Genomic DNA, 26645 nt, shown 5'->3' on the forward strand with positions numbered 1-26645 from the left:
GACGGAGCTACTCGCCCTTGGCCTTGGCGATGATCTCCTCGGCGACGTTCCGCGGAACCTCGGCGTAGGAGTCGAACTGCATCGAGTAGCTTGCGCGACCCGAGGTCTTGCTGCGGAGGTCTCCGACGTAGCCGAACATCTCCGACAGCGGAACCAGACCCTTGACGAGCTTGGCGCCGCTACGGTCCTCCATGGACTGGATCTGTCCGCGGCGGGAGTTGATGTCGCCGATGACATCGCCCATGTAGTCCTCGGGGGTGGTGACCTCGACGGCCATCATCGGCTCAAGCAGAGCCGGCGACGCCTTGCGGGCACCTTCCTTGAACGCCATGGAACCGGCGATCTTGAACGCCATCTCGGAGGAGTCGACGTCGTGGTAGCCACCGTCGAGCAGCGTCACCTTGACGCCGGTCAGCGGGTAGCCGGCGAGAACACCGAACTGCATGGCCTCCTGGCAGCCCTGGTCCACGGACGGGATGTACTCCCGCGGGATCCGGCCACCGGTGACCTTGTTCTCGAACTCGTACCCGTCGCCCTCAAGAGGCTCGATCGCCATCTGCACCTTGGCGAACTGGCCGGAACCACCAGTCTGCTTCTTGTGCGTGTAGTCGATGCGCTCGACGGCCTTGCGCAGCGTCTCGCGGTACGCGACCTGCGGCTTGCCGACGTTCGCCTCGACCCGGAACTCGCGGCGCATCCGGTCGACCAGCACGTCGAGGTGGAGCTCGCCCATCCCCTTGATGATGGTCTGGCCGGTCTCCTCGTCGGTGACGACCTGGAAGGACGGGTCCTCCTCGGCCAGCCGCTGGATGGCGACACCCAGCTTCTCCTGGTCGCCCTTGGACTTCGGCTCGATGGCGACCTCGATCACCGGAGCGGGGAAGTTCATGGACTCCAGGATCACCGGCTGAGCGGCGTCGCAGAGGGTCTCGCCCGTGGTGGTCTGCTTGAGACCCATGACGGCGACGATGTCGCCGGCGCCCACGCCCTCGATCTCCTCACGCTTGTTCGCGTGCATCCGGTAGATCTTGCCGATGCGCTCCTTCTTGCCCTTCACGGAGTTCAGCACCTGAGCGCCGGTCTCCATGCGGCCGGAGTACACCCGGATGAAGGTGAGCTTGCCGAGGTGCGGGTCGCTCGCGATCTTGAAGGCAAGGCCCGAGAACGGCTCGTCCTCGGACGGACGACGCTTGATGACCTCGTCCTCGTCCTTGACGGAGTGGCCCTCGACGGCGTCGACGTCCAGCGGCGACGGCAGGTAGCGCACAACGGCGTCGAGCAGCGGCTGCACGCCCTTGTTCTTGAACGCGGTACCGCAGAACACCGGGGTGACCGTGACGGTGCCCTCGGCGCCCGTCGAGGCGATGGTGATGCGGCGGATAGCCTCCATCAGCTGCTCCACGGAGGGCTCCTCGCCCTCCAGGTACAGCTCCATCATGGCCTCGTCGTTCTCGGCGACGGCCTCAAGCAGCTTGCCGCGCCATTCCTCGGCAGCCTCGGTGTGGGTCTCCGGGATGTCGACGGTGTCGTACATCTCGCCCTTGGCGGCCTCGGCGGACCAGACCAGCGCCTTCATGGAGACGAGGTCGACGACGCCCTTGAAGTCGGCCTCGGTACCGATCGGCAGCTGCATGACCAGCGGCACCGCACCGAGGCGGTCGACGATCATGTCGACGCAGCGGTGGAACTCGGCACCGGTGCGGTCGAGCTTGTTGACGAAGCAGATGCGCGGCACGCCGTAGCGGTCGGCCTGCCGCCACACCGTCTCGGACTGCGGCTCAACACCGGCGACGCCGTCGAACACCGTCACCGCACCGTCGAGCACGCGCAGCGAACGCTCCACCTCGACGGTGAAGTCGACGTGGCCCGGGGTGTCGATGATGTTGATGGTGTGGTCGACGTCGTTCAGCGGCCAGTGGCAGGTCGTCGCGGCAGACGTGATCGTGATGCCGCGCTCCTGCTCCTGCTCCATCCAGTCCATCGTGGCAGCGCCGTCGTGGACTTCACCGATCTTGTAGGAGACACCGGTGTAGAACAGAATCCGCTCGGTGGTGGTCGTCTTGCCCGCGTCGATGTGGGCCATGATCCCAATATTGCGGACCTTGGCCAGGTCAAGCGAAGTGGTGGCCATATGGCTCGTCTTCTCTCGGTCTCGATGTGGGTAGCGACTACCAGCGGTAGTGCGCGAAGGCCTTGTTGGACTCGGCCATCTTGTGGGTGTCCTCACGCTTCTTCACAGAGGCGCCGAGACCGTTGGAGGCGTCCAGCAGCTCGTTCATGAGGCGCTCGGTCATGGTCTTCTCGCGGCGGGCGCGGGAGTAACCCACGAGCCAGCGCAGCGCGAGGGTGGAGGCGCGGCCCGGACGGACCTCGACCGGCACCTGGTAGGTCGCGCCACCGACACGGCGGGACTTGACCTCAAGGGCGGGCTTGATGTTCTCCAGCGCGCGCTTGAGCGTGATGACCGGGTCGTTACCGGTCTTCTCGCGCAGTCCCTCCATGGCGCCGTAGACAATGCGCTCAGCGGTGGAGCGCTTGCCGTTCAGCAGGACCTTGTTGATGAGGGAGGTCACCAGAGGAGAGCTGTAGACCGGGTCAATGATGACCGGGCGCTTCGGGGCGGGGCCCTTACGAGGCATTCTTACTTCTCCTTCTTGGCGCCGTACTTGCTGCGAGCCTGCTTGCGGTTCTTGACACCCTGGGTGTCAAGCGAACCGCGGATGATCTTGTAACGAACACCCGGCAGGTCCTTCACACGGCCACCACGCACGAGCACGATGGAGTGCTCCTGCAGGTTGTGTCCCTCACCCGGAATGTAGGCCGTAACCTCGATACCGCTGGTCAGGCGCACACGGGCGACCTTGCGCAGGGCCGAGTTCGGCTTCTTCGGGGTGGTCGTGAAGACGCGCGTGCAGACGCCGCGGCGCTGGGACGAGCCCTCAAGCGCGGGCGTCTTGTTCTTCTCGACCTTGTCCTGCCGGCCCTTCCGGACCAGCTGCTGGATCGTAGGCACCGTTTCTCCGGTTTCTGTGTGCCGATCTCGATAAAACTAACCTGAGGCTCTTCTCCGACCCACGCGGTCGGGTGTGTCGCACGCTCCATGCCGCGCCTCACACCGCGAGAACGGTGGAAAGTGCTTCATGGATCGGCGGCTTGTCCTCGATGTCCCGTACGGACGAATGCACGCACAAGGACCCGGGCACACCCCAGGCACAAGGTCTGAGCGTACCTATCGCATGGGCTGCGGTCAAAACAAATGCACACGCGCAGGACACCCTGACGTGCGGCGTATGTCGCCGATCAGGGAGCCCGCGGGGCTCGGGTACACAGCACCCCACCGTACCGCCGCCGCCCAGGCACCCCAGGGGTTCCGACCGATCAATACCGGCCGATCCGGGCCCACTCCAGGGCCGCGCGGCGCCCGGGCGGCACCGGTGCCCACAGAGGACGCCACGAGTGACGCGCGGGGATGGTCACGCAAGGCGGCACCATGCAGCGGGGTGATTCACCCTGAATCAGTCAACCAGGCAAACGACTACACCCAACGGCTGACGTGGCCGACGCGACTGACGCTGAACCGACCGACGCCGCCACCAATAGGGCCGATATGGCCGACCCGACTGGACTAGCCAACATGGCCGACGCGGCCAGGCATGGCTCACCCGTTCAGCCGGAGCCACGCTCAGCGACTGGCCCAGACGCCCCGCTGGACGCCACCGTGCGCATCGGCCGGGCGGACCCCGGCCACCGAGATGATCAATTCGGTCATCTCGACGAACTGCCGCCGGTGGCTGTCGGGGATGCCGAGCAGGTCGGCCGCCTCCGCGGGCGCCACCCGCCCGATGCCGCGGCCCGAGGCCCCCGCGCCGCTCCGGCCGGCACCGGGCAGCGGCAGGTCATCCTCCGTCACCCTGCCGGACTCGATCAGCATGTCGCGCAGCCCCACGCCGAGCACGCGCGCCAGCGCGCGCATCGTCTCCAGGTCCGGCAGGCTCTGCCGCTGCAGGAGCCGCGTCACCGCGGCCCGATGCACGCCGGCATCCTCCGCCAGCCGGGATCTGCCGCCGCCCCGCGGGCTGTCGATGTCGTATCCGCGCTCCCGCATCAGACCCTCGACCCAGCTCGCGAAACGCTCCATATCCGAGCCTTTTTCACCCATAACACGCTCTCCCTCCGCAACAACAGAGCCTACCGTCCGATCGCGCGCGCAATAACCAGGATGCGGTGCGAGTCCGCAACCCGCTACCCCGCAGTCCATGATTCGCGCCACTCGACCAGTACTGCCCTCAGGGGCCGTGGCGAGCAACGCACTCTGATCACTTGTTGCGCTCTCGCGCGCAAACTTGGTAACTTTGATTGCGCAATCGCAACAAGGGTCACTGGGGCCTCCGCAACCCCTCCCCTGCCCTGAGAGGGGCCACCTGCCATGACCGCATCCGCGCTCGTCCACACCACCTTCCACGGGGATGCCTACCCCTCCGCCGCCCGCCCGGCCGACTGGCGCAGCCACGCCGCCTGCACCGGCCTCCCGGACGAGACGGTCTTCGCCCTCCGCCCCAAAGCCGCCCTTCCCGCCCTGCGCGCCTGTGCCATCTGCCCCGTACGCCGCCGCTGCCTGGAGACCGTCGCCCCGGCGGAGAGCTGGTTCGACGGGGTGAGCGGCGGGCGCCTGTGGCGCAACGGCGGGGAGGTGAGGATCCCGGCGGAGCTGGACCCGGAACGGGAGCCGGAGCGGGACCTCGCCGTCGATTACCCGGATCACCCGTAGGAGCAGCCATGACCCACAGCCCAGACCGCTCCGCCCGCGCTGCCCTGCCCGGCCGTGCGGCCTTGCCCGACCGAGCTTCCCTGCCTGATCGCGCTGCCCTGCCTGATCGCGCTGCCCTGCCCGACCGAGCTTCCCTACCCGATCGGCCGGACTGGACCAACCGGCCCAACCACCCCGGCCGCCCCGATCCGGCGGGGGTATGGCTGGGCATCCTGCTCCGCCAGTTCCCCGAGCTGAGCCAGGAACTCGCCCCCAGCCGCACCGCCCGCCCCTCCGTCACCGGCGGTGGCGGCCGGGGCGGGAAGCCGACGGTCCCCGGCGCCCCCATCCGCCTGTTCATCTCGGACACCATCCGTGACATCACCGACGGGGTGGTGGAGTTGGAGGAGGCGGTCTGCGAGAAGCTGCGCGTCCCGCGGCCTCGGCACGGCACGGTGGAGCAGCGGCTGACCCGGCTGCTCGGCCTGCTGGACCGCGTCTCGGCGCAGCCGGTGCTCGCCGAGCACGTGCGGGGCGAGGCCCGCCGCATGGCCCGCCGCTGCTCCCTGGCGTTGGGCGACGCCGAGACCCCGGTCCGCGTCAGCGGTCGCTGCCCGCACTGCGACTCCGTCTCCCTGCGCGTCTTCCCCCACCGCGAGACGGTTCTGTGCGTCAACCCCGGCTGCCGCTGCGCCGACCCGGCCTGCACCTGCCGTACGGACGCCCGCCATCGTCACTCCTGGGTCCGCGCGGAATGGCGGCAGCTCGCGGAGGCGACGGACGGCGACCTGGCGGAGCTGACGGCGGCTCAGGACGAGACACCGGACGCGGACGCGAACGCCGAGGGCTCCCGATGACGACAGCGCCTACGTACGTACCGGCCTCCGCGCTGGTGACGACGACGATGGCGGCGGAAGAGGCGGCGGTGGTCCCGGGCACCATCCGCAAGTGGGTCCAGCTCAAACACTTGTCCCCGGCGGGCCGCCGGGGACGGTCGCACCTGTTCCGACTGGAGGACGTCTTCGCGGCGGAGCGCGCGACGCGCAGGGCGCACGAACGCCGCGCGCGGGCGTGATCCCTGTCCCCTATATACGCAGGGCGTCTGCATAAAGGAGCGCCCCGCAGCCGAGAAGGCTGCGGGGCGCTCCTTCGCGCTATTTGAGGTGCCGGCCTACCGGACCCGGGGTGGCGAAAAATCGTTTCCGCTGGGGTTCCCGCCAGAGGAACCGCCGCCGCTCACGCTGCCCCGCGAGGCCATCCGCACCACCTGAGCAAGCGCCGAGGCATCCTCTCCCACAACCTCGATGGCCTCCTGCCACCCACTGACAAACCCACTGAGCTCAGCGGCCTCAACGGCCCTGTCCGCCACCTTGCCGACGACGGCGGCCAGCGCCTGCGCGACCTCATCGGTGAAGACTCCGGCGGACCCGGATTCGGCGGCCACCTCCACGGTGGCGGCCACAACCTCCGCGAGCCGCTCGCTGTGGACACTCACCGTGTACTTCCTCCGCACCCTACGACCGACCCGCTCATGCCACCCCCAGGTGCTATTGACCTACTCATGTCCCCCTCCGTGACGCCTCCAGCGCATCTGTCGTGAGATACCCGGGACTGTGCACGATCGCCCATTAATTTAACCCGGCGGTCTGACACTCCGTCTCATCAGGGGCAGCGTCTGCGACTTCCCCGCCTAGCCTCTCCCGAACGCGAGATCGTTTCATACGTGCGGGGGGCATGCAGAGGGGCGAGCAGACGAGGTGACTCGCCGGTCAGGTGGCCGACTTGCCGAGCAGATGACGGTTGGTGGCCCACCCACGCTCGGCGGACTCGGGTGGCTCGGTGACCAAGGCTCTTGCCACCCGAGAGTCTCAGCGCCGTCGCAGTCGACACATGGCAGCCGCTCCCGCGAGCCGAAGACAGCCGCGGGTGTGCCCGCACGAATAACGAGCCGCGTACACGGGGCAGGCCGGCTTCCTCGAATGGCCGGGGCGGCAGCCGCCTTCGGCATCCGCGCCCGAGCCCTGTCGAACGTAAGATCCCTTCATGCGCGCAGGGCGCAGGCGGAGGGGTGGGGACGGTATGTGGGGACGACGACGCAACGCGGAGGCCCGTCTGCTGACGGAAGCCTGGGACACGCTGGCGTATGTGATGCGGGTGGCGGAAGAGACCCACGGAGTGCTGCAGGACGGGCGCGCCCAGTTCGAAAACGTCCTCGACCAGATCTCGGCGATGCTCGGCTTCGGCGATGGGCTGCCGGTGGATTCGGTGCACGCTCATCTGGCACAGAGCCAGACCACGTTGGAGAACGTGAACTCCATGATGTCCACGTTCGAGGACATGCATACCACGTGGCACGACGCCGACTTCGAGATGGACGCCGACTTCGAGGCGATCAAGTCCGCCGCCGAGTTCTTCACGGAGTACAGCCAGAACTGCGCCTCTATGATCTCTCAGCTGGAGGGCGTCACCGAATCCTTCACCGGTCTACGGGACAAGCTCCTGGGACTGCGCGAAAAAGTGGCCCCGATCAGGACACGCGCCTACGCGGCGATGGCAGCGGCCGCCGACGAACTCACCTCGGCCGGACCGGCCGCCCCGAGCCGCTTCGCTCTGGAGGCGAGGCTCAACGCAGCCGGCGACCGCCTGCGCGCCCTGGACGCAGGCCACGTGGAGATCGATCCCGACCGCAAGATCAGCGACTGGTACCGCGACGTGGAGACCGAGATCGCGGAGATCCGCGACGCTGTACCGCGGCCGGCCTACTGAGCGCGTGTCGGCGAGAGTGATCCGCCGGCGCCGAACACCGGAATCCCGCTACCGCTGTGAACAATACGGGAGCGGGCGGAGCTGATAGCGCGGATGGGTGGCCGGCTTCGAGCCGGGCCGAGAGCAGCTCGCGCTCGATTCGAGGCCCATGACGGGGGTCGGAAGCGTGGTGGGGAGAAGAGTATGTGGGGACGGAAGCGCCCGGAGCAGCGCCCGGAAGAGACGTACGACGAGATGCTCGCCGAAGGTCGAACCGCCTTTGCCGACCTGCTGCGCATGGCGGACGAGTCGCACGAGACCGCGGGGCGGACCTTCGGCATGCTCGACGACATGCAGCGCGAGACCGAAGAGCTGCTGGACGGGGGCAATGGACTGCCGACGACGACGGCACGGGCTCAGTTCGCCGAGCACGAGCGGCTGTGGGAGGGCCTGCTCGCCGATATGTCCGCGTACGAGGCACGGCGCGGGCGCTGGGCAGACGAAAAAGACATCGAAAGCGCGGACTTCGACGCGTTGTCCCCGGACCATGAGTACTTCGCGGATTACATCCATTCCCGAGTGCCCCTAATGGAGCGGCTGAACGAGCTGATCGGCGAGCTCGGAGACCTCCAAGTCTCCCTGGCAGTAATACGGGAGCAGGTCGCGCCGATCCGTGAACGCTCCCACGCGGCCATGGAGGCGGCTACCACGGAGACCGCTTGGGCCGGCCTGACCGGCCAGAGCGCTTACGCGCTGCAGGCGAGACTCAATGCGGTCGGCGACCGCCTGCGGGAGCTCGATGCCGGACGCGTGGAAACCGGCCTCCCTCGCTCGATACCGGACCAGTATCGCGACGTGGAAAGGGAGATCGCGGAAATCCGCGACTCGATCCCGCGGCCGGCCTTCTGACAACGCGATGACCCCACTGGAATAGAAGCTTCCACACCCTATGATCACGCTCATGACTCAGATATCGAGCGGTGTGGTGTTACGGGGGCGGGGCGTCGAATTCCGGCTGGGAAACGCCATGTTGGGAAACGCCACGGTGACCGTCGTACGCGGCCGTACGACATGGACCGCGCCCCTGGAAGCGATCTCCGAAGTCGTGCATGACGGCATCACGGTACGAATCCGGTTGTCCGGCGGCAGCGCAGGCGACGCGGTCTCTTTGGACACCCGAAATGCCACAGCCGCCCACGCGTTCGTGCAGTCCCTGCGATCGGCCCTGGTCGGCGTGGAGCGAGCGCCGGACGGGCCGTCCCTGGTGACCGTCCAAGTCCGGCGCCCCCTGTGGCTTCGATGGCTGGAACGTCCCGGCTTCCTGAGATACAGCCTTGGGGCAGCGGTCTACCTCGCCTTCGCCGTCACCGCGCTGTACCGGGCGGGCCAGGACGACGTCGTACCGCCGGTCCACTTGGTGCTCTGGCTCGGCCCCATCGGAGCCACGCTGGTCGCCAAGTCATGGCGCGACGTATTTCGCGATGCCGCGATGCTCCGGCGCAGGGGCATCACGGTCCCCGGGCGCGTCATCAAGTACGAATGGGTCAGCTCGGAGGAGGAATACCGCCCGATCTACGAATTCCGGACCGTGGACGGCCGCGAGATCACTGCCTCGTCTTCCGTCCTGGTACGCCAGTTCTTCAAGACGCCGCACCTGGACGTGACGTACGACCCGGAAGAGCCGCAACGGGCCCGGGGCGCGGGACGCGCCGGAGGCATGGTGCGGGGTGTGCTCCTGGCCTTCTTCGGCACACTCATGACCTTGTCGCTGGCCCTGCCGCTGTTTCTGGTGCTGAAGCCGCTCCTGCCGGGGTGACCGCGGACCGAATGGGGCCCCTCCGCCCAACAGCCGCACGTGTCGTCCACTGACTGTCCGAACTCATCGATCGCACGGACCCGCCGGCCGATAGGTGGGATCACGTGCCCCTCCGCCGCGGTCGCCGGGCCGCGAACACCAGGGCCGTCCGGTACGAGGCCGGCAGGCCGGGAACTGCCGCAAGGGCGTGGCAGCCGGGGTACGACGCCGGCTCAAACTCACGGACGACGTCGTAGGCACCGCAGGACCGGCCAGTACTACGTCCGCCCCTTGAGGAAGGGGATGGACGAGACGCCCATGGTGCCGCCGCCGGGGAGGCGGTGACGGCGGCAGGCGCCACGGCCTGCTCGGCGGCGATGCCGAACACGATCAGGTGCGGCCGAACGCCCTCGCGGGCAGCCTCACGACACCCGTGATTGCGAGCCCGAACCTTCTAGTTGCGCGTCCGCACGATCTCGTTCACAATAAGTGCAGCGGCGGAGCTGCGCCCACAACTGGGCGGCGGCTACCGCCGCTTCGTGTTGGGCGGCCGGTACGTACGGGCCGCATACGGCAAGCTCGCTCTCCCTACCGCACCGCTCGCCTCCACGCCGCACGCATCGGCCGCCCAGCACACCCGCCGCCCGCCACCCGCGAGCGGCATCGGGAGCGCCTCTCGAAAGGAGACCGCATGTGAATGAGGCCCTGCTCTCGTTCCCCGATGTGGAACGCCTCATCGTCGAGAACCTGAAGTACCGGCCGGAACTGGCCGGGGTGGTTGTCGACAACCGTCCGCCCAGCGGCTTCGACGGTACGCAGAAGGTGGTGCTGGTCTCCCGGACCGGCGGCGCCTGGGTCGACGATCTCCATCTCGACCAGCCCCTCGTCGAGTTGGAGGTCTACGGACCGGACAAGACGACGGCACACACCGTGTCGCTGTCCGTCCGCGCCGCGCTCCTCCAGCTCCGCGGCACCGTCTACGGGACCGCGGTCGTCACCGACGTCGTCGAAACCGAGGCCGTGCGCTGGCTGCCGGACTACAACCGGCCCGCCGGCAATCGTTACCTCACCACGGTGCGTCTCTCACTCCGCCCGACGTAATTCCGGACGGACCCCACACGCTCTTCCCTGGCCTCGCCCCTACCGGCGGGGCCTTTGTCGTACCCCGCAGCACCTCACTCATCACTCTCATCAAGGAGACCCTCATGTCCGGTATGAACCCGAGCGAAATCCGCGTTGCCGGCACCGGCCGCATTCTCGTCGCCAAGGTCGGCACCGACGCCCCCCTCGACACCACCGCCGAGTGGAGCCCGTCCTGGCACGATCTGGGCTACACCAGCACCGACGGTGTGAAGTTCGGCCGCAAGGGCAAGACCGCCAACATCGACACGTGGCAGTCGCTGACCCCGGCCCGCACGATCTACACCGAGCGCGAGCTGACCCTGAAGTTCGGCATGCTTCAGCTCAACGAGGACACGCTGCCGTTCTTCTTCGGTGGCGGCGACGTCGCCGAGACCGCCCCGAACTCGGGCATCTACAAGTACGAGATCCAGAGCGACCAGGGCGAGGACGAGCGCGCCCTGGGCCTGGAGTTCACCGATGGCGCCGACGTCCGCTACCGGTTCGTCGTACCGCGCGGTGTGGTCACGGTCAGCGATGACATGGACCTCAACCGCAAGGGCGCGGTCAAGCTGGGCGTCACCTTCACGGCGATGGCCGCGAAGGCGGGCGCGTCGCTGGCGACCTGGCTGATGAAGGACAAGTCGTTCGCGGCCAAGTAGGGCCGTAGCCCCTGCCTTTCCCGCGGACCACCTGAACAGGGCCGCCGCCCCGCCCCCGCCCCCGCCCCTCCCCGACGCGGGGCGGCGCCCGCCCCTTTCTTTCTCTTCTCTCAAGGAGCAGCACCATGTCCGGATTCGACGTCAACGCGGCCCGCGCCCAGCGCATGGAGGCCCACGGCAAGTCGTGGTCCTTCCAGCTCGACGACGACACCTTCGAACTCCCCACCGAGATCGGCCACCGCACGGCCCGCGCCCTGCGCGACCTCGACGACAACGACGTCGACGGGCTGCTGGGGCTGCTGCTGGGCGAGAAGCAGTTCAAGCTCTTCCTGAAGCACGACGTCACGATGCAGGACATCGCCGCGATCCTGGAGGCGTACGGCAAGGAGACCGGGCTCGGCCTGGGGGAAGACTGAGCCTCGACGCGTTCGTAGAAGAACACGCCGAGGCTCTCGAAGCCGATCTGCTGCGGCATTACGGCGTGGACTTGCTGGACTGGCACCGGGGGGCACTGTCGACGCGACGGCTCTCGGTGCTGGTCAAGCACATGCCACGCGACAGCGCCGTGAATCGTGAACTGCACGGCGAAGCGGTGGAGTGGGACGCCTCGACACATTTGCTCGCCGCAACGGTCGACCACTTGGCCGTGGCTAATTGGATGACAGCCACCATCAACGGCGGCGAGGACTCCGAGCCCATGGACTATCCGGAACAAGTGCCCCGGCCTCGTGCCACAGAACAGGCGGCGGATGAGCTTGAGTCTGCGACCGAAGCCTCCCTCAGCCCTGGCGAGCTTGAAAGGTTCTTCGCCTGATTACCAGTGCGCAATCCCCACCCCACGGGAATTTACACTGAAGGCTCGAATATTGCAGGAACCGTCACTTCATCCAACTGGGCTTCCAGTGTTCAGCCAATACATCCATGCCCCAGAACATGAGCTGCATCGCGATGAGCACCGCTATACCTCCAAAGAGGGCGAGGTGAGCGGGAGATTTCCCGCTCAACTCGCGGACCGTTCGCGCCCTCCGAGGGGATCGCGGGTCGTAAACAATATCTACGACCTCCCCCTCGCTTGCGATGAGACGGCCCAGGGGGCTGCAGTAGGTGGCACGCCGACCGTCCAACGTCCTGAATGTAAAGCGCACGGAGTATTTACCTTCGGAGCTGTAGTTCAGTCCGGTACACCTGGCTTTAACGGTTACACCAACCGTCCTGAGTCGCCGGTTGACCAGCAAAGGATAGGCGCCAAATGGCACCACGAATCCGCCGACCAGAAGCAACAAAATAGCCGCATTCACAACCGATAGAACGCCACCGGAAAACCAGTGCAACGTAAACACCTTTCGACATTTTTCCCCAAATTCCTAACATTGGAACGAAAGTAGCACAATCCGGCTGACTCGCCAAGCCGAACAAGACAGAATCGGAAATATTTTTTAGCGCGCGAGGAGGCCTCATGGCCGACCCCCTCCTGGATTCCCTCCCACAGGATGCCAAGGAATCCATACCGCAAGGCGAACCATGGAAGTTCGAGGATCACAAGCGCAATTCGTCACTCGTGACCGAGACGATCAATGGTCTCAGCCGGACAACAAACCGAATAAGCGAGACCCAAAATGACATCAGCCGGACAGTAACCGGGCACAGTCGCGCCATCACCGAGATCAGCCTTAGCCTGACGGGATTTGCCACCAGCCTCGAAGGGGCGAAGCTTTCGGCCAGCGGATTCGCGGGCGGCATAACGGCCATGAAGATGGACGTAACCGGCCTCAAGGCGGACGAGAAGGGCGTATCTTTTTTTGGCAATCAGCTCTATACATGGCCTTGGGCGAAAGACGACAAGGCCAAGCTGGAACTTGCAGAAAATACCGCTGTAAAGCGATCCGACAGAGTCGACGCTACCCGGAGTGCCACAGCTCGAAGCGTTCGATCCGCTCGGGAGAACCCTGGTGACCTAAAAGCAATAAAGACGGCCAAACGGGACCTCGCTAAATTCCGCAGCGCACTGCGAAGGGCCAAGCCTGCTTTCAAAAAAGCGAGTGACATGGCCGCCAAGATGGCTGCCGATGCGGAAAAGGCCGAGAAAGCGAAGAAGAAGGCCCAGAGGTCGATCTCAAGGAATATCGGTTCTTCCAACCGATCGGCCAGAGGACTTCAGCGCACTGTCGATGCACTCACTAACTCAATAGGGCGCTGACTCGGAAGGTTCCATATGTCCCTAGTGCAATCCCTCGGCAGAGCCTCCGGCTCACTCCGAGGTTTCAAAACCGGCCTCGACGGTGCGGGCAAATCCGCCGGCGCCCTAGGCAAGCAAGCCGCCACCGCCAACACCAACGTCGGCAAGATCAAGAACTCCGCCAAGCAGTCCACCCGCGAGCTCAAGGGCATGAAGACCGCCACCGACCAGGTGACCAAGTCGGTCGCCAAGGTCGGCAAGGAGGCCGGCAAGGGCGGGAAGTCCATGGGCAAGTTCCAGGGCGGGCTCAAGAAGGCCGACGGTGGGTTCAAGGGGCTCAACAAGTCCATGAAGGGCAACGTCATCGGGATGTTGCTCGAACTCTTCGCACCGCTCATCGAGAAGGTCGTCGCCATGGCGTCCAAGTCGAAGGCGATGCAGAAGATCATGAAGGTGGCGTTCGACGTCATCGGCAAGGTCGTCTCGACCGTCATGAAGGCCATCGGGCCCATCATGAAGACCGCCGGCAAGGTCATCTCCACTGTCTGGAACGGCATCCAGAAGGCGATCCTGCCCATCGCCGTGTGGATCGGCACCGCCATCCCCGGTGCGTTCAACACCGTCAAAAACGCACTCTCCAGCGCCTGGGGCGGCCTGTCCCGCTTCGCGGGCAGCGTCTTCGACGGGATCAAGTCGGCGGTCAAGGCCCCGCTCAACGGCGTGATCAGCCTGATCAACCTCGCCATCGGGGCGCTGAACGGCATCAAGGTCTCCATCCCCGGCTGGGTGCCCCTCGTCGGCGGCAAGACCTTCGGCGTCAGCATTCCCCGGATCCCGATGCTCGCCGAGGGCGGCATCGTCGCGCCGCGCAGCGGCGGCGTGCCCGCGATCGTGGCCGAGGCCGGCGAGTCCGAGGCCGTCATGCCGCTGTCGAAGCTCGACCGGCTGCTGACCCGTACCGCCGTGCAGTCCCGGCTCGCCTCCGCCGGAGCGCTCGGGAACCGGGGCAGCGGGGACGGGTTCCACATCGAGAACTACTACGCCACGTCGTCCAGCGATCCCAAGGACACCGCCATGGCGCTGATGTTCCTCGCCAAGGCCCGCGGATGAGCCGCCTGATGTCCCCCACCCCAGAGGGGAGGGAAACCCACCATGGCGGCAGCGATGGCCATCGCCCGCGCCCCGCGCGACCCGCTCGCCAACTCCGCCGGAGCCTTCCGTAACTTCGGCACCGCGCTCAGCCAGGCCACCCGCGCGATCCGCACCACCCAGACCGGCATCACCAACGCCTCCCGCGCCGCCGACCGCATCAAGTCCTCCACCGGTCAGACCGGGAAGGACCTCAAGCAGTTCGGCACCGGGGCCACCGCCGCCGGACGCGCCGCCACCGCGCTCGGCAAGCAGGCCGGCACCGCCAACACCGGCCTCCTCAAGTCGAAGACCGGCGCCCAGCAGTCCACGCGGCTGCTGAAGAGCATCAAGCGGCAGTCCGACGGGGCCGCCAAGTCCATCGCCCTTCAGGGCAAGGGCGCGGGCATCATCGGGCGGATCACGGGCGTCCTCGGCGGCAATCTCAACATCGCCTCCAAGATCATGACGGCGGTCAACCTCGTCATGAAGACCAACCCGTTCGTCCTCATCGCGACGCTCCTCGCCCCGTTCGCCACCCAGCTCATCGAGTTCGCGATGGACTCCCAGCTGGGTCAGCAGCTCATGGAGACGGTCTTCACCACCGTCGGCGAACTGATCAACGCGGCGCTGACCGTGATCGTCCCGGTCGTCACCGCCTACCTCACGGTGATCAAGGCCGAATGGAACGCCGTCCGCAGCGTCGTCGAACCCGTCGTCAAGTGGGTCACCAAGTCCCTCCCCGGCGGGTTCCACAAGGTCAACTCCGCGATGGAGAAGGCCCTTCACGGCATGGGCGACTTCCTCCAGAGCGGGTTCCAGATGATCGTCGGCGTCGTCAAGGGGCCTCTCAACGGGATCATCGCCTTCGCCAACTGGGTGATCGACGGCCTCAACAGCCTCAGCTTCAGCATCCTCGGCAAGAAGTTCGGGGTGCACCTGTCGAAGATCCCGATGCTCGCCCAGGGCGGCGTGGTCACCCCCCGCCACGGCGGCGTGCCCGTGATCCTCGCCGAAGCCGGCGAGGCCGAGGCCGTTTTCCCGCTCTCCGCCCTCGACCGGCTGCTCGCCCGCACCGCCGAGGCAGCCCGGGCCACGAAGACGTCCCGGCGGGCCCCGGGCATCGAGAACTACTACGAGCCCGAGAACCGAGGCTCCCACGGCATCGCCGAGGACCTGCTGTTCCTGGCACACACGGCGTAGCCCACGACGTCGCACCCGACGTAAACGAGAAGGGAGGGCCACCCACCCATGCCCCCGACACAAATGAACACGGCCACCGCACCCCCCGGCTCACTGATCACCCATGATGGGCAGATCCAGTGGGCCGGACTGCTGTTCGGCCCCGGCACCGACTACGAGATCGCCGACAGCGGGCTCACCGGCTGGGCCGATCTGCCCGGCCTCGACAGCGGCGACGTCCTCCGTCCCGACCAGCACGGCGCCTGGCCGGGCTCACAGTGGTCCCAGGCCCGTACCGTCACCGCCCCCATCTGGCTGCTGCCCGACCAGCCCGCCCAGGCGGCGGCCGTCGCCGCGCAGTTCCGGGCCGCCACCGCCGTGCACAGCGGCGAGCAGTGGCTGGCCGTACGACTGCACGGCGAGACCCTCGCCTGCCGGGCCCGGGTCAACCAGCGATCCATTCCCCAGGACCGGATGTTCGTGACGCACGGCGCGGCGAAGGCCACCGTGCAGTGGGTCTGCGCCGACCCACGCCGCTTCGCCATCGACGAACAGACCGTATCGACAGGGCTGCCGACCCCGGAGAACGGCCTGAGCTGGACGGCCGGCGGTCTCAGCTGGCCGCTCGACTGGGGCGCGCCCGGGGCGACCGGCCTGGTCACCGCCGTCAACACCGGTGACGCCCCGGCGAACCCGGTGATCGAGTTCCGCGGACCCGTACGCCGCCCGTCGCTGACCCGGCTGAGTGACGGTCTGCGGATCGAGTACGACATCGCGCTCGCTCCCTCGGACGTCCTGACCGTCGACACCGGTACGGGCACGGTCGTCCTCAACGGCACCACGTCCCGCATCCACACCGCCACCGCGTGGTCGACGCCCGAGCTGCTCTTCCAGCTGGACCCGGGAACCTCGTCCTTCGCTTTCCGCTGCGCGCCCGGCTCTTCCGCCGGCGACGCCGGCAAGCCGCAGCCCTCGGTGTCCGTCACCTGGCGCGACGCGCACTGGTAGGCCGCGCCCGACGACGGCATGACGGCGCCGGCCGCCGCGTCCCCACCCACACCCGCACACCACCCTGGAGAACGGTATGAACATCCGCAGCGCTTGGCTGCTCAACGGCACCCCCGACGGCGACGGCGGCCAGTCCCGCATCGACACCCGGCTCGCCCCCCTCGGCGCCATGACCCCCTCCGGCGCGCTGACCTCGCGCGACGGCGTGATCCCGGGCTCCCCGAACGGAGACCAGACGGTCTCCGGCCTCCAGGTCTCCGGTGCCGCCGCAGGCATGAGCGCGACGGTCTCCCCGGGCCGCGCGGTCATCCAGAGCACCGAGGTCGCCGGCGCCTACCCCGTGTACGTACCGGAGTTCACGAGCATCACCTTCGCCGACGGCGACCCCGGCAACCCGCGCGTGGACCTCGTCGTCGTGCGCATCTACGACAACGACCAGGACGCCTCCGACAAGACGTCCGCCGTCATCGAGATCGTCCAGGGCGCCCCGTCGCCCGACCCGGCCGCCCCGCCGACGCCGTCGGGTTCGCTTGCCCTCGCCGAGGTGTCGATCCCGGCAGGCGCGTCCACGGGCGCCGGCGGCATCGACTGGAAGTCCGCCGTCAAGGACCGGCGCCGGGTGACCGTCGCCGTCGGCGGCATCATCCCACGCGGCTGGGGCCTGGGCTTCAACGGCGCCTACCCCGGCCAGTACCGAGACACCGGGGCGGGCCTGGAGCGCTGGGACGGCTCGGTGTGGAAGCCGTACCCGGACCCGATCCCGACATGGCAGAACTACACGCCGAAGTGGGGCGCGGAGAACGGCCCGCAGCCCAAGATCGGCAACGGCTCACTGGCCGGCCGGTACATCAAGGTCGGCACCGAGGTCCGCTTCTACGCCTCGCTCCACATCGGCACCACCAGCGACTGGGGCGGGCCCAACCGCAACGGCAACTGGTACGTGACCCTGCCCGTCCCCCCGACCGTCGCCATCAGCGCGCACTTCCGCGGCCGCATCGGTCCCACCAACAACGGCGCCTACTACTTCGGCGGCTGCCAGGTCTACCGGACGGGCCCGAACAACCGGATCAACGGCGTCGCGGACGGGACGGGCATAGTCCGCGGCTGGTGCTGCAACGACTCGAACGGCCGCCCGTCCGCTGCGTGGGCGGACGCCGACCACCCGATCACACCGACCCCCGACAACTGGTACGAGGTCTGGGGCACCTACGAGGTCAACGCATGATGCGGATGACGCCGATGGCGGACGTCACCTACCGCGCCCTCTTCTGCGATCTGCTCACCGACCGGGTCATCGACTCGCTGCCCCTCACCGAGGTCGAGTTCGACGACTTCATCGGCAAGCCCGGGCAGTTGCGCGCCACGGTGCCGCTCCCCGACACGGCCCTCGCGCAGCGGGCCCGTACCGCGCTCCTGCCCGGCCGCACCGCGGTCTGGCTGGAACGCGGCTCCGACATCTGGTGGGGCGGCATCCTGTGGACGTGCACCCCGGCGGGCGACGAGCGGGGCCGGCTGACCGTACAGATCCAGGCGGGCACCTTCGACTCCTACCTCGACCACCGCGTCCTGGCCGAGGACCAGGCGTTCTCGGCCGTCGACCAGTTCGAGATCGTCCGTGCCCTCGTCCGGCACGTCCAGTCACAGCCGGGCGGCGACCTCGGCATCACCTACGCGGACGACCTCTCCGGCGTGGTGTGGAACCGCGGCTACGGCTATACGGACCTGGCGCGGGTGCGTGAGTTGATCGACCAACTGGCCGCGATGCAGGACGGTTTCGAGTGGCGCGTCCAGTGCTTCCGGGACCCCGAGACGGGCGCCCGGGTCAAGAGGCTCCAGCTCGGCCATCCGAAGATCGCGACCAGTGACGCGGACATCGTCCTCGACCGGCCCGGCCAGGTCCTCACCTACAGCCTGCCGGCCGACTCGACCGTGCAGGCCAACGTATGGGTCGCCCGGGGCGAGTCCGCCAACCGCAACCAGGCCGCCGACTCGCTCCCGGAGGTGTCCCGGCCCGCCGTCTCGACCGAGGACCTCGACGCGGGCTGGCCACGCCTGGAGAACTCCTCGGACCACAGCGGTGTCTCGGATCAGGCGGTTCTGAACAGCGCGGCGCGAGCCGAACTGGCCCGCGCCCGCAGGCCGCAGATCATCCCCGAGGTGACCATCCGCGTGGACGGGCGCATCACCCCCGCCCTCATCGGCGCGCCCGTCCGGCTGCGCATCCGCGACGGCTGGCACATGGACGGCCCGGACCTGCGCTACCGCGTCGTGGGCCTGACCGTCTCCCCGCCCGCGCGCGGCAGGAGCGAGACCGCGAAGCTCTATCTGGAGGAGGCATAGATGGCCGCGATCCCCACCGATCTCCTCGACCGCATCCGCTCGCTGGAGCGACAGGTACGGGCGCTCATGGGCAGCGCGAACACCCGCCCCGCCATGGACCGGGTCAGCGGCGGCAACGTCGTCATCAGCGACGGCGGGCAGTTGGCCGTCCGCAACCGCGACGAGCAGAAGGGCGCGGAGCTCCTCTACATCGGCCAGGTCTCCCCCGCCCGGCCCGACGGGGAGCAGCAGGGCTTCTTCGTCCGCCGCGACGACGGCTCGAAGGCGCTCACCGTGCACGCCGACGCCCCCGACCTCCAGCCGAGCCAGGCGGTGCGGGTCTTCGACCGCAAGGGCAACGCCCTCCTCGCGGACGACGCCACCGGCGAGGGCCTCGCCCGGCCGTACCTCCCCTATCCGCTGCCGACGCCGACGGACTCCGCCCGCTGGGAGACCACCGACTCCGCCGAGTGGACGACGCTCTACACCGGCGAAGCCATCGCCCAGCACCCGAACCTCTACTGCCTGATCGCCGCCACGGCGGGCGGCGAGGTCCGGCTGCTGGTCAACAACGCACCGGTCGGACCGGCCGGCCCGGGACCGCTGGAGTTCACCGCACCCATCGGGGCCGCGTTCGACAGCCGAGTGACCTTCCAGATCCAGGCCCGCGCGACCGCTGCGGGCAGTTCCGTCTCCTGCACGCCGCGCGCGCTGTACGGAGTCCAGTCCTGACCTTGTCCGCCATGCCCTTGGAGTTGCTCACATGCTGCCCGACAACATCCCCACGGTGACCGTCACCGCCCACTACCTCACCCCGGACGGCCTCCCCCTCACCGGGAACGTCACCTTCCAGGCGCCGACACTGCTGACGCATCCCGACAGCGACCTCATCCTCGGCGGCCCGATCGTCGCCCAGCTCGACGCGGACGGCCGGATCAAGGCCGTCCTGCCCGCCACGGACGCCCCGGGCATGAACCCGGTGAAGTGGCAGTACACCGTCACCGAGCAGCTGTCCGGGCTGTCGGTGAACCGCACGTACAACATCGTGCTGCCGGCCTCCCAGCGGACCGTCGACCTCGCCGACATCGCCCCGGTCAACCCCGAGGCCCCCGAGTACGTCGCCGTCCCGGGCCCGCCCGGCCCGGCCGGCGCCCCCGGCCCCGCGGGTCCGGCGGGCGCGCCGGGGCTCGTCCAGTCCGTCAACGGCAAGAACACCGCGGAGATCACCCTCGCGGCCGCCGACGTCCGGGCGGTCCCGGCCGCGTCGGTCGGGGCGGCGGGCGGTGTCGCGGGCCTCGACGAGACCGGCAAGGTCCCGGCCGCGCAGCTGCCGCCGGGCGCGGTCGCCCCAGTGTCGTCCGTCAACGGCAAGAAGGGCGCGGTCGTGCTGACCGCCATGGACGTGAACGCCCTGGACCAGGCGGCCGGCGACCTGCGGTACGTGAAGCCGGCCGACGTCCCGGTCCAGTCGGTGAACGACAGGACCGGCAAGGTCGTCCTGGACGCCACGGCCGTCGGCGCGGTGCCGGAAGGCACGGCCGTGCTGCTGACCGGTCCGCAGACGATCGACAACGCGAAGATCTTCACCTCCCCGCCCTTCTCGACCGCCGCCCCGACCAACGCGCACCACCTCACGCGCAAGGAGTACGTCGACGCGGTCTCCACCCCGGGCACCTGGTCCCCCGGCGACCTCGGCTTCAAGGCCTGGACCTTCGACCCGGCCGCCACCTCGGGCAACCGCTCGCAGTACTGCGGCCCGGGGTCCGTCTATCTGATAGGCATCCGCCTCAACAACCCCACGACCATCAGCCACGTGGTCTTCTACTGCACGGGCTACGTCGGCGGCACGCTCAGCGCGGCCACCTACGCGGGCCTGTACGACGCCGCGGGCACCCGGGTCGGCGTGACCGACTCCCTCAAGGACGTCATCAAGGACGGCTCGACCGTGGCCTGCCCACTGACCAAGGCGTACGAGGCGCAGCCCGGCAGCTACTGGGTCGCGCTGCTCATCAACGGCCCCAGTGATGCGAACAAGGGCCCCGCCTTCGCCCTCGCCGCGGGCGCCGGCGACAAGCCGTCCGGCGCGGCCCGTATGGGCAACGCCTTCGTCCGCTACGGCCGTCTCCCCACGACCGGTCAGGGCTCCCTCCCGGCGTCCTTCGCCCCGAAGACCATCGTCACCGACACCAACGCCACGTGGGCGGCCGTCGCCTGAGGCAACCGCCGTCCCTTCCCCGAGGCGAAAGCCCCGCGCCGCCCTCGCCACCGGCGCGGGGCTTTCGTCCGCCCTTTCTGTACAAGGAGCACATCACGATGGCAACTCCCCTGTCCGCAGACCAGTTCGTCGCCGCCCTGCGCGCCGAAGGCGTCAACGTCGTCGAGGTCGGCAACTGGCGCAACCACAACCGCAACCACAAGGGTGCCTGGGGCCCGGTCAACGGTGTGATCATCCACCACACCGTCACCAGCGGCACCCAGAGCAGCGTCAACCTCTGCTACGACGGGTACGACGAGCTCCCCGGCCCGCTGTGCCACGGCGTCATCGACAAGGAGGGCACCGTCCACCTGGTCGGCAACGGCCGCGCCAACCACGCCGGCAGCGGTGACAGCGGCGTCCTGAACGCCGTCGTCCGCGAGTCCGGCCTGCCGCGCCCCACCAAGAACGACACCGACGGCAACGTGCGCTTCTACGGCTTCGAGTGCATCAACCTCGGAGACGGCGACGACCCGTGGCCCGCCGCACAGTTGGAGGCCATCGAGCGGGTCTCCGCCGCCATCTGCCGCGCGCACGGCTGGGGTTCCGGGTCCGTCATCGGGCACAAGGAGTGGACCAACACCAAGATCGACCCGGTCGGCTTCTCCATGGACGGCATGCGCGGAAAGGTCGCGAGCCGGCTCGGCTCCGCCCCGAGCAAGCCGCCCAAGCCGGCCTGCGAGCCCTTCCCCGGCGCCGCCTTCTTCAAGGGCGAGCCCAACTCCTCCATCGTCACCGCCATGGGCCGCCGCCTCGTCGCGGAGGGCTGCTCGGCGTACGCCGAGGGCCCGGGCTCCCGGTGGACCGACGCCGACCGGAACTCCTACACGAAGTGGCAGCGCAAGCTCGGTTTCAGCGGCTCCGACGCCGACGGCTGGCCGGGCCAGAGCTCCTGGGACGCGCTCAAGGTCCCGCACTCCTCCTGATCAACCAGCCCCACACGGAAAGGCCGTCCCTTGTCCGACGCCACCAAACGGGCTCTCCGCACCGTTCTCCAGACCGCCGTCGGTCTCGCGGTCGTCCTGCCCACGATCATCGACGCCTCCGGCATCCCCGCCACCCTCCCCTGGGCCGCGGGGGCGCTGGCCGCCGCGGGCGGTCTCGCCCGCGTCATGGCGCTGCCGGCCGTGCAGGCCCTGCTCCCCGTCTGGCTCCGCACCGAGGGCACACCCGCGAACGGCGACGCCGCCCTTCGCGCCCTCGCCTCCGAGGACGACCGGGGCCGCGTATGAACGACCCCGACACGGAAGCGTCCGGCACCACCGCCACCGTCGCCCTGGAGCTGGAACGGCTCCGCGGCACGATGGAGGCCGGGTTCGCCCGGGTCGACGGCGCGCTCGCGCTGCTCGTCCAGCGCAGTGACCAGACCGACAAGCAGATCGCCGACCACGAGACACGGCTCTACGCCCTGGAGCGGGCCCGCTGGCCGTTGGCCAGCATCGCCGCGCTCACGGCCCTCGCGGGCCTGGTGCTCTCCGCGTGGGGGCTGACCGCCCGGTAGAGCCTGTGTCATACCCCGGCCCCACCGGCCGGGTACGCCGCAGGGCGGCCACCCCTTTTCGAGGTGACCGCCCTGCGAGCGTGTTCTACCGATTTACTGGTTGTACGGACCGTAGTCGTAGTCCTCCAGCGGGACCGCCTGGCCGGAGCCGGTGCCGAAGGGCGAGTAGTCGATGTCGTCGTAACCGACGGCCGAGTACATCGCGGCCTTGGCCTCCTCGGTGGGCTCCACCCGGATGTTGCGGTAGCGGGACAGGCCCGTACCGGCCGGGATGAGCTTACCGATGATGACGTTCTCCTTGAGGCCGATCAGGGAGTCCGACTTGGCGTTGATCGCCGCGTCGGTGAGCACCCGGGTCGTCTCCTGGAAGGACGCCGCCGACAGCCAGGACTCGGTGGCCAGCGAAGCCTTGGTGATACCCATCAGCTGCGGACGGCCGGAGGCCGGGTGGCCGCCTTCCGTCACGACCCGACGGTTCTCACCCTCGAAGCGCGTGCGCTCCACGAGCTCGCCCGGCAGCAGCTCCGCGTCGCCGGACTCGATGATCGTCACACGGCGCAGCATCTGCCGGATGATGATCTCGATGTGCTTGTCGTGGATCGACACACCCTGCGAGTTGTAGACCTTCTGGACCTCGCCGACCAGGTGCACCTGGACGGCGCGCTGGCCGAGGATGCGCAGCACGTCGTGCGGGTTGGTGGCACCCACGGTGAGCTTCTGGCCCACCTCGACGCGGTCACCCTCGCCCACCAGCAGACGAGCGCGCTTCGAGATCGGGAAGGGCGTCTCTTCGCTGCCGTCGTCCGGCGTGACGACGAGCTTCTTGGTCTTCTCGGTCTCCTCGATCCGGACGCGGCCGGCCGCCTCCGAGATCGGGGCGACGCCCTTGGGCGTACGGGCCTCGAAGAGCTCGACGACACGCGGCAGACCCTGGGTGATGTCGTCACCGGCCACACCACCGGTGTGGAAGGTACGCATCGTCAGCTGGGTGCCGGGCTCACCGATCGACTGGGCGGCGATGATGCCGACCGCCTCGCCGATGTCCACGAGCTTGCCGGTCGCCAGCGAGCGGCCGTAGCAGAAGGCACAGGTGCCGACCGCGGACTCGCAGGTGAGGACCGAGCGGGTCTTGACCATCTGGACGCCGTGCGCGACGAGCTGCTCGATGAGCACGTCACCGAGGTCGACGTTGGCGGGCGCGATGACCTTGCCGTCGACAACCACGTCCTCGGCGAGCATGCGTGCGTACACGCTGGTCTCGACGTCCTCCGTCTTGCGGAGCACGCCGTCGGCGCCCTTGGTCGCGATGTCCAGCTTGAGGCCGCGCTCGGTGCCGCAGTCCTCCTCGCGGATGATCACGTCCTGCGAGACGTCCACCAGACGACGGGTCAGGTAACCCGAGTCGGCGGTACGCAGGGCGGTGTCCGCGAGACCCTTACGGGCGCCGTGCGTGGAGATGAAGTACTCCAGCACGGTGAGACCCTCACGGAACGACGCCTTAATGGGTCGCGGGATGGTCTCGTTCTTCGCGTTGGACACCAGACCACGCATACCGGCGATCTGACGCATCTGCATCATGTTTCCTCGGGCGCCCGAGTCAACCATCATGAAGATGGGGTTCGTCTTGGGGAAGTTCGCGTTCATCGCCTCGGCGACCTCGTTGGTCGCCTTGGTCCAGATCGCGATGAGCTCCTGCGTGCGCTCGTCCTTGGTGATCAGACCGCGCTCGTACTGCTTCTGGACCTTCTCGTCCTGGGCCTCGTAGCCCTTGACGATGGCCTTCTTGGCCTCCGGGACGACGATGTCCGAGACGGCGACGGTGACGCCGGAACGGGTCGCCCAGTGGAAGCCGGCCGCCTTCAGGTTGTCGAGCGTCGCCGCCACGATGACCTTGGGGTAGCGCTCGGCCAGGTCGTTGACGATCTCGGAGAGCTGCTTCTTGCCCACCGAGTAGTCGACGAACGGGTAGTCCTCGGGCAGCAGCTCGTTGAAGAGCGCGCGGCCCAGGGTCGTACGCAGCCGGAAGCTGTCGCCCTGCTGCCACTCGCCGCCGTGCTCGTCGGCCTCTTCCGGGGTCGGCGGGGTCCAGCCACGCGGCGGGACGGTGCCGATCGGGAAGCGGATGTCGACCTTCGCCTGGAGCGAGAGCTCCCGGGCGTCGAAGGCCATGGTGGCCTCGGCGGACGAGCCGAACGCGCGGCCCTCGCCGATGACCTTGCGCTCCTTCTCATCGGTCGTGAGGAAGAAGAGCCCCAGCACCATGTCCTGGGTGGGCATGGTGACCGGACGGCCGTCGGCCGGCTTGAGGATGTTGTTCGAGGACAGCATCAGGATGCGGGCCTCGGCCTGCGCCTCCGCGGAGAGCGGCAGGTGCACGGCCATCTGGTCACCGTCGAAGTCCGCGTTGAACGCGGTGCACACGAGCGGGTGGATCTGGATGGCCTTGCCCTCGACCAGCTGCGGCTCGAAGGCCTGGATGCCGAGGCGGTGCAGCGTCGGCGCACGGTTCAGCAGCACCGGGTGCTCGGCGATGACCTCTTCCAGCACGTCGTACACGACCGTGCGGCCGCGCTCGACCATGCGCTTCGCCGACTTGATGTTCTGCGCGTGGTTCAGGTCCACCAGGCGCTTCATCACGAACGGCTTGAAGAGCTCCAGCGCCATGGCCTTCGGCAGACCGCACTGGTGCAGCTTGAGCTGCGGGCCGACGACGATGACGGAACGCGCCGAGTAGTCGACTCGCTTGCCGAGCAGGTTCTGACGGAAACGGCCCTGCTTGCCCTTGAGCATGTCGCTCAGGGACTTCAGCGGGCGGTTGCCGGGACCGGTGACCGGGCGACCGCGACGACCGTTGTCGAAGAGGGCGTCCACGGCCTCCTGGAGCATGCGCTTCTCGTTGTTCACGATGATCTCGGGGGCGCCGAGGTCGAGAAGCCGCTTCAGGCGGTTGTTGCGGTTGATCACACGGCGGTACAGGTCGTTCAGGTCGGAGGTCGCGAAGCGGCCACCGTCCAGCTGCACCATCGGACGCAGGTCCGGCGGGATCACCGGGATGCAGTCCAGCACCATGCCCTTGGGGCTGTTGCTGGTCTGCAGGAAGGCGGAGACGACCTTGAGGCGCTTGAGCGCACGGGTCTTCTTCTGGCCCTTGCCGGTCCGGATGATCTCGCGGAGGCGCTCGGCCTCCTCGTCGAGGTCGAAGGTCTCCAGCCGCCTCTGCAGCGCGGCGGCGCCCATCGAGCCGTCGAAGTACGTGCCGAAGCGGTCACGCAGCTCGCGGTAGAGCAGCTCGTCGCCCTCAAGGTCCTGGACCTTGAGACCCTTGAAGCGGCTCCACACCTCGTCGAGGCGGTCGATCTCGCGCTGCGCACGGTCGCGCAGCTGCTTCATCTCGCGCTCGGCGCCCTCGCGCACCTTGCGGCGCACGTCGGCCTTGGCGCCCTCGGCCTCCAGCTCGGCCAGGTCGGCTTCGAGCTTCTTGGCACGGGCCTCCAGGTCGGCGTCGCGGCGCTGCTCGATCTGCTGGCGCTCGACGGAGACGTGCGCCTCCAGCGAGGGCAGGTCGCGCGTACGGCGCTCCTCGTCCACCCACGTGATCATGTAGGCGGCGAAGTAGATGACCTTCTCAAGGTCCTTCGGGGCGAGGTCGAGCAGGTAGCCCAGCCGCGACGGGACGCCCTTGAAGTACCAGATGTGGGTGACGGGGGCGGCCAGCTCAATGTGGCCCATCCGCTCACGTCGCACCTTGGCACGAGTGACCTCGACGCCGCAGCGCTCGCAGATGATGCCCTTGAAGCGGACACGCTTGTACTTGCCGCAGTAGCACTCCCAGTCCCGGGTCGGACCGAAGATCTTCTCGCAGAAGAGTCCGTCCTTCTCGGGCTTGAGGGTGCGGTAGTTGATGGTCTCCGGCTTCTTGACCTCGCCGTGGGACCAGGTCCGAATGTCGTCCGCGGTGGCCAGGCCGATCCGCAGCTCGTCGAAGAAGTTGACGTCGAGCACTGGTCGT

The 26645-nt window shown here is 68.2% G+C and carries 27 protein-coding genes; 21 read left to right on the forward strand and 6 right to left on the reverse strand.

The genetic code is table 11. From position 1 onward, the window contains the following. Positions 1-7: 7 nt before the first annotated feature. From fusA to AC07AB_RS35790, 4 genes are all read right to left on the reverse strand, one after another. Complete coding sequence (gene fusA, locus AC07AB_RS35775) at positions 8-2131, reverse strand: elongation factor G (RefSeq protein WP_478576010.1); 2124 nt, start codon at positions 2129-2131, stop codon at positions 8-10. A gap of 37 nt (positions 2132-2168) precedes the next feature. Further along, the gene (gene rpsG / locus AC07AB_RS35780) at positions 2169-2639 is read right to left on the reverse strand and encodes a 30S ribosomal protein S7 (protein WP_030890786.1); all 471 of its coding nucleotides are present in this window, start codon (positions 2637-2639) and stop codon (positions 2169-2171) included. Positions 2640-2641: 2 nt separating this feature from the next. Continuing rightward, positions 2642-3013, reverse strand: coding sequence for a 30S ribosomal protein S12 (gene rpsL, locus AC07AB_RS35785; protein ID WP_030890788.1), 372 nt, complete (start codon positions 3011-3013; stop codon positions 2642-2644). A 669-nt stretch (positions 3014-3682) separates the two neighbouring features. Next, positions 3683-4138, reverse strand: coding sequence for a helix-turn-helix domain-containing protein (locus AC07AB_RS35790; protein WP_478576011.1), 456 nt, complete (start codon positions 4136-4138; stop codon positions 3683-3685). A 288-nt stretch (positions 4139-4426) separates the two neighbouring features. Here AC07AB_RS35790 and AC07AB_RS35795 point away from each other — a divergent pair, with 288 nt between their 5' ends. The 3 genes from AC07AB_RS35795 to AC07AB_RS35805 are packed head-to-tail and all read left to right on the forward strand — an operon-like array spanning position 4427 to position 5822. After that, positions 4427-4768, forward strand: coding sequence for a WhiB family transcriptional regulator (locus AC07AB_RS35795; RefSeq protein ID WP_478576013.1), 342 nt, complete (start codon positions 4427-4429; stop codon positions 4766-4768). Positions 4769-4776: 8 nt separating this feature from the next. Further along, positions 4777-5604 (forward strand): hypothetical protein, encoded by an 828-nt coding sequence (locus AC07AB_RS35800; RefSeq protein WP_478576014.1) that lies wholly within the window; start codon positions 4777-4779, stop codon positions 5602-5604. Next, positions 5601-5822, forward strand: a complete 222-nt coding sequence (locus AC07AB_RS35805) for a MerR family transcriptional regulator (RefSeq protein WP_478576016.1) — start codon at positions 5601-5603, stop codon at positions 5820-5822. Before AC07AB_RS35800 ends, AC07AB_RS35805 begins: the two co-directional genes overlap by 4 nt. Before the next feature lie 96 nt (positions 5823-5918). Here AC07AB_RS35805 and AC07AB_RS35810 read toward each other — a convergent pair whose 3' ends face one another. Further along, positions 5919-6242 carry a hypothetical protein gene (locus AC07AB_RS35810; RefSeq protein ID WP_478576018.1) on the reverse strand — a complete coding sequence of 108 codons (324 nt, stop codon included), beginning with the start codon at positions 6240-6242 and terminating at the stop codon, positions 5919-5921. A gap of 584 nt (positions 6243-6826) precedes the next feature. Between AC07AB_RS35810 and AC07AB_RS35815 the strand changes: the two genes are divergently transcribed. The 18 genes from AC07AB_RS35815 to AC07AB_RS35900 all read left to right on the forward strand — a co-directional run bounded on the left by AC07AB_RS35815 (position 6827) and on the right by AC07AB_RS35900 (position 22636). Continuing rightward, positions 6827-7513 (forward strand): hypothetical protein, encoded by a 687-nt coding sequence (locus tag AC07AB_RS35815; RefSeq protein ID WP_478576020.1) that lies wholly within the window; start codon positions 6827-6829, stop codon positions 7511-7513. Between the two features lie 183 nt (positions 7514-7696). Next, complete coding sequence (locus tag AC07AB_RS35820) at positions 7697-8401, forward strand: hypothetical protein (protein WP_478576022.1); 705 nt, start codon at positions 7697-7699, stop codon at positions 8399-8401. Positions 8402-8453: 52 nt separating this feature from the next. Further along, positions 8454-9308: a DUF3592 domain-containing protein gene (locus AC07AB_RS35825; RefSeq protein WP_478576024.1), complete on the forward strand. Its 855-nt coding sequence runs from the start codon at positions 8454-8456 to the stop codon at positions 9306-9308. A 672-nt stretch (positions 9309-9980) separates the two neighbouring features. Next, positions 9981-10388 carry a hypothetical protein gene (locus AC07AB_RS35830; RefSeq protein WP_478576026.1) on the forward strand — a complete coding sequence of 136 codons (408 nt, stop codon included), beginning with the start codon at positions 9981-9983 and terminating at the stop codon, positions 10386-10388. A gap of 104 nt (positions 10389-10492) precedes the next feature. Next, a complete protein-coding gene (locus tag AC07AB_RS35835) occupies positions 10493-11068 on the forward strand; it encodes a phage tail tube protein (RefSeq protein WP_478576028.1) in 576 nt (191 codons plus the stop codon). A gap of 125 nt (positions 11069-11193) precedes the next feature. After that, positions 11194-11484 (forward strand): hypothetical protein, encoded by a 291-nt coding sequence (locus AC07AB_RS35840; RefSeq protein WP_478576030.1) that lies wholly within the window; start codon positions 11194-11196, stop codon positions 11482-11484. A gap of 65 nt (positions 11485-11549) precedes the next feature. Further along, entirely contained in the window at positions 11550-11882 is a 333-nt protein-coding gene (locus AC07AB_RS35845) for a hypothetical protein (RefSeq protein WP_478576032.1), read from the forward strand. A 642-nt stretch (positions 11883-12524) separates the two neighbouring features. Then, complete coding sequence (locus AC07AB_RS35850; protein WP_478576034.1) at positions 12525-13265, forward strand: hypothetical protein; 741 nt, start codon at positions 12525-12527, stop codon at positions 13263-13265. A gap of 15 nt (positions 13266-13280) precedes the next feature. Further along, the gene (locus AC07AB_RS35855) at positions 13281-14354 is read left to right on the forward strand and encodes a phage tail protein (RefSeq protein WP_478576036.1); all 1074 of its coding nucleotides are present in this window, start codon (positions 13281-13283) and stop codon (positions 14352-14354) included. Positions 14355-14396: 42 nt separating this feature from the next. Beyond that, positions 14397-15575, forward strand: a complete 1179-nt coding sequence (locus AC07AB_RS35860) for a hypothetical protein (RefSeq protein WP_478576038.1) — start codon at positions 14397-14399, stop codon at positions 15573-15575. A gap of 48 nt (positions 15576-15623) precedes the next feature. Continuing rightward, the gene (locus tag AC07AB_RS35865; RefSeq protein WP_478576040.1) at positions 15624-16562 is read left to right on the forward strand and encodes a phage distal tail protein; all 939 of its coding nucleotides are present in this window, start codon (positions 15624-15626) and stop codon (positions 16560-16562) included. 76 nt (positions 16563-16638) lie between these two features. After that, complete coding sequence (locus AC07AB_RS35870; RefSeq protein WP_478576042.1) at positions 16639-17787, forward strand: hypothetical protein; 1149 nt, start codon at positions 16639-16641, stop codon at positions 17785-17787. Next, a complete protein-coding gene (locus tag AC07AB_RS35875; RefSeq protein WP_478576044.1) occupies positions 17784-18902 on the forward strand; it encodes a hypothetical protein in 1119 nt (372 codons plus the stop codon). The genes AC07AB_RS35870 and AC07AB_RS35875 overlap by 4 nt, the downstream gene beginning before the upstream one ends. After that, complete coding sequence (locus AC07AB_RS35880) at positions 18903-19613, forward strand: hypothetical protein (protein WP_478576046.1); 711 nt, start codon at positions 18903-18905, stop codon at positions 19611-19613. It begins immediately after the preceding gene. A gap of 31 nt (positions 19614-19644) precedes the next feature. Continuing rightward, complete coding sequence (locus AC07AB_RS35885; protein WP_478576048.1) at positions 19645-21096, forward strand: phage tail protein; 1452 nt, start codon at positions 19645-19647, stop codon at positions 21094-21096. Positions 21097-21194: 98 nt separating this feature from the next. Then, positions 21195-22061, forward strand: a complete 867-nt coding sequence (locus tag AC07AB_RS35890; RefSeq protein WP_478576050.1) for a peptidoglycan-binding protein — start codon at positions 21195-21197, stop codon at positions 22059-22061. A gap of 30 nt (positions 22062-22091) precedes the next feature. Further along, positions 22092-22367 carry a hypothetical protein gene (locus AC07AB_RS35895; protein WP_478576052.1) on the forward strand — a complete coding sequence of 92 codons (276 nt, stop codon included), beginning with the start codon at positions 22092-22094 and terminating at the stop codon, positions 22365-22367. Then, positions 22364-22636, forward strand: a complete 273-nt coding sequence (locus AC07AB_RS35900) for a hypothetical protein (RefSeq protein WP_478576054.1) — start codon at positions 22364-22366, stop codon at positions 22634-22636. Before AC07AB_RS35895 ends, AC07AB_RS35900 begins: the two co-directional genes overlap by 4 nt. Positions 22637-22729: 93 nt before the next feature. On the opposite strand, the gene AC07AB_RS35905 is transcribed toward AC07AB_RS35900, so the two are convergent. Then, entirely contained in the window at positions 22730-26638 is a 3909-nt protein-coding gene (locus AC07AB_RS35905; protein WP_478576056.1) for a DNA-directed RNA polymerase subunit beta', read from the reverse strand. Between the last annotated feature and the right edge of the window lie 7 nt (positions 26639-26645).

It is taken from the genome of Streptomyces sp. NPDC044033 (genome assembly GCF_056434425.1).

What these genes read in the sequence shown, in the direction of transcription:
- AC07AB_RS35890 (WP_478576050.1), top strand. Translation starts at nt 21,195, where the DNA reads ATGGCAACTCCCCTGTCCGCAGACCAGTTCGTCGCCGCCCTGCGCGCC.
- AC07AB_RS35795 (WP_478576013.1), top strand. Translation starts at nt 4,427, where the DNA reads ATGACCGCATCCGCGCTCGTCCACACCACCTTCCACGGGGATGCCTAC.
- AC07AB_RS35840 (WP_478576030.1), top strand. Translation starts at nt 11,194, where the DNA reads ATGTCCGGATTCGACGTCAACGCGGCCCGCGCCCAGCGCATGGAGGCC.
- AC07AB_RS35860 (WP_478576038.1), top strand. Translation starts at nt 14,397, where the DNA reads ATGGCGGCAGCGATGGCCATCGCCCGCGCCCCGCGCGACCCGCTCGCC.
- AC07AB_RS35865 (WP_478576040.1), top strand. Translation starts at nt 15,624, where the DNA reads ATGCCCCCGACACAAATGAACACGGCCACCGCACCCCCCGGCTCACTG.
- AC07AB_RS35825 (WP_478576024.1), top strand. Translation starts at nt 8,454, where the DNA reads ATGACTCAGATATCGAGCGGTGTGGTGTTACGGGGGCGGGGCGTCGAA.
- AC07AB_RS35855 (WP_478576036.1), top strand. Translation starts at nt 13,281, where the DNA reads ATGTCCCTAGTGCAATCCCTCGGCAGAGCCTCCGGCTCACTCCGAGGT.
- AC07AB_RS35885 (WP_478576048.1), top strand. Translation starts at nt 19,645, where the DNA reads ATGCTGCCCGACAACATCCCCACGGTGACCGTCACCGCCCACTACCTC.
- AC07AB_RS35850 (WP_478576034.1), top strand. Translation starts at nt 12,525, where the DNA reads ATGGCCGACCCCCTCCTGGATTCCCTCCCACAGGATGCCAAGGAATCC.
- AC07AB_RS35870 (WP_478576042.1), top strand. Translation starts at nt 16,639, where the DNA reads ATGAACATCCGCAGCGCTTGGCTGCTCAACGGCACCCCCGACGGCGAC.
- AC07AB_RS35835 (WP_478576028.1), top strand. Translation starts at nt 10,493, where the DNA reads ATGTCCGGTATGAACCCGAGCGAAATCCGCGTTGCCGGCACCGGCCGC.
- rpsG (WP_030890786.1), bottom strand. Translation starts at nt 2,639, where the DNA reads ATGCCTCGTAAGGGCCCCGCCCCGAAGCGCCCGGTCATCATTGACCCG.
- AC07AB_RS35875 (WP_478576044.1), top strand. Translation starts at nt 17,784, where the DNA reads ATGATGCGGATGACGCCGATGGCGGACGTCACCTACCGCGCCCTCTTC.
- fusA (WP_478576010.1), bottom strand. Translation starts at nt 2,131, where the DNA reads ATGGCCACCACTTCGCTTGACCTGGCCAAGGTCCGCAATATTGGGATC.
- AC07AB_RS35805 (WP_478576016.1), top strand. Translation starts at nt 5,601, where the DNA reads ATGACGACAGCGCCTACGTACGTACCGGCCTCCGCGCTGGTGACGACG.
- AC07AB_RS35815 (WP_478576020.1), top strand. Translation starts at nt 6,827, where the DNA reads ATGTGGGGACGACGACGCAACGCGGAGGCCCGTCTGCTGACGGAAGCC.
- AC07AB_RS35880 (WP_478576046.1), top strand. Translation starts at nt 18,903, where the DNA reads ATGGCCGCGATCCCCACCGATCTCCTCGACCGCATCCGCTCGCTGGAG.
- AC07AB_RS35790 (WP_478576011.1), bottom strand. Translation starts at nt 4,138, where the DNA reads ATGGAGCGTTTCGCGAGCTGGGTCGAGGGTCTGATGCGGGAGCGCGGA.
- AC07AB_RS35820 (WP_478576022.1), top strand. Translation starts at nt 7,697, where the DNA reads ATGTGGGGACGGAAGCGCCCGGAGCAGCGCCCGGAAGAGACGTACGAC.
- AC07AB_RS35900 (WP_478576054.1), top strand. Translation starts at nt 22,364, where the DNA reads ATGAACGACCCCGACACGGAAGCGTCCGGCACCACCGCCACCGTCGCC.
- AC07AB_RS35800 (WP_478576014.1), top strand. Translation starts at nt 4,777, where the DNA reads ATGACCCACAGCCCAGACCGCTCCGCCCGCGCTGCCCTGCCCGGCCGT.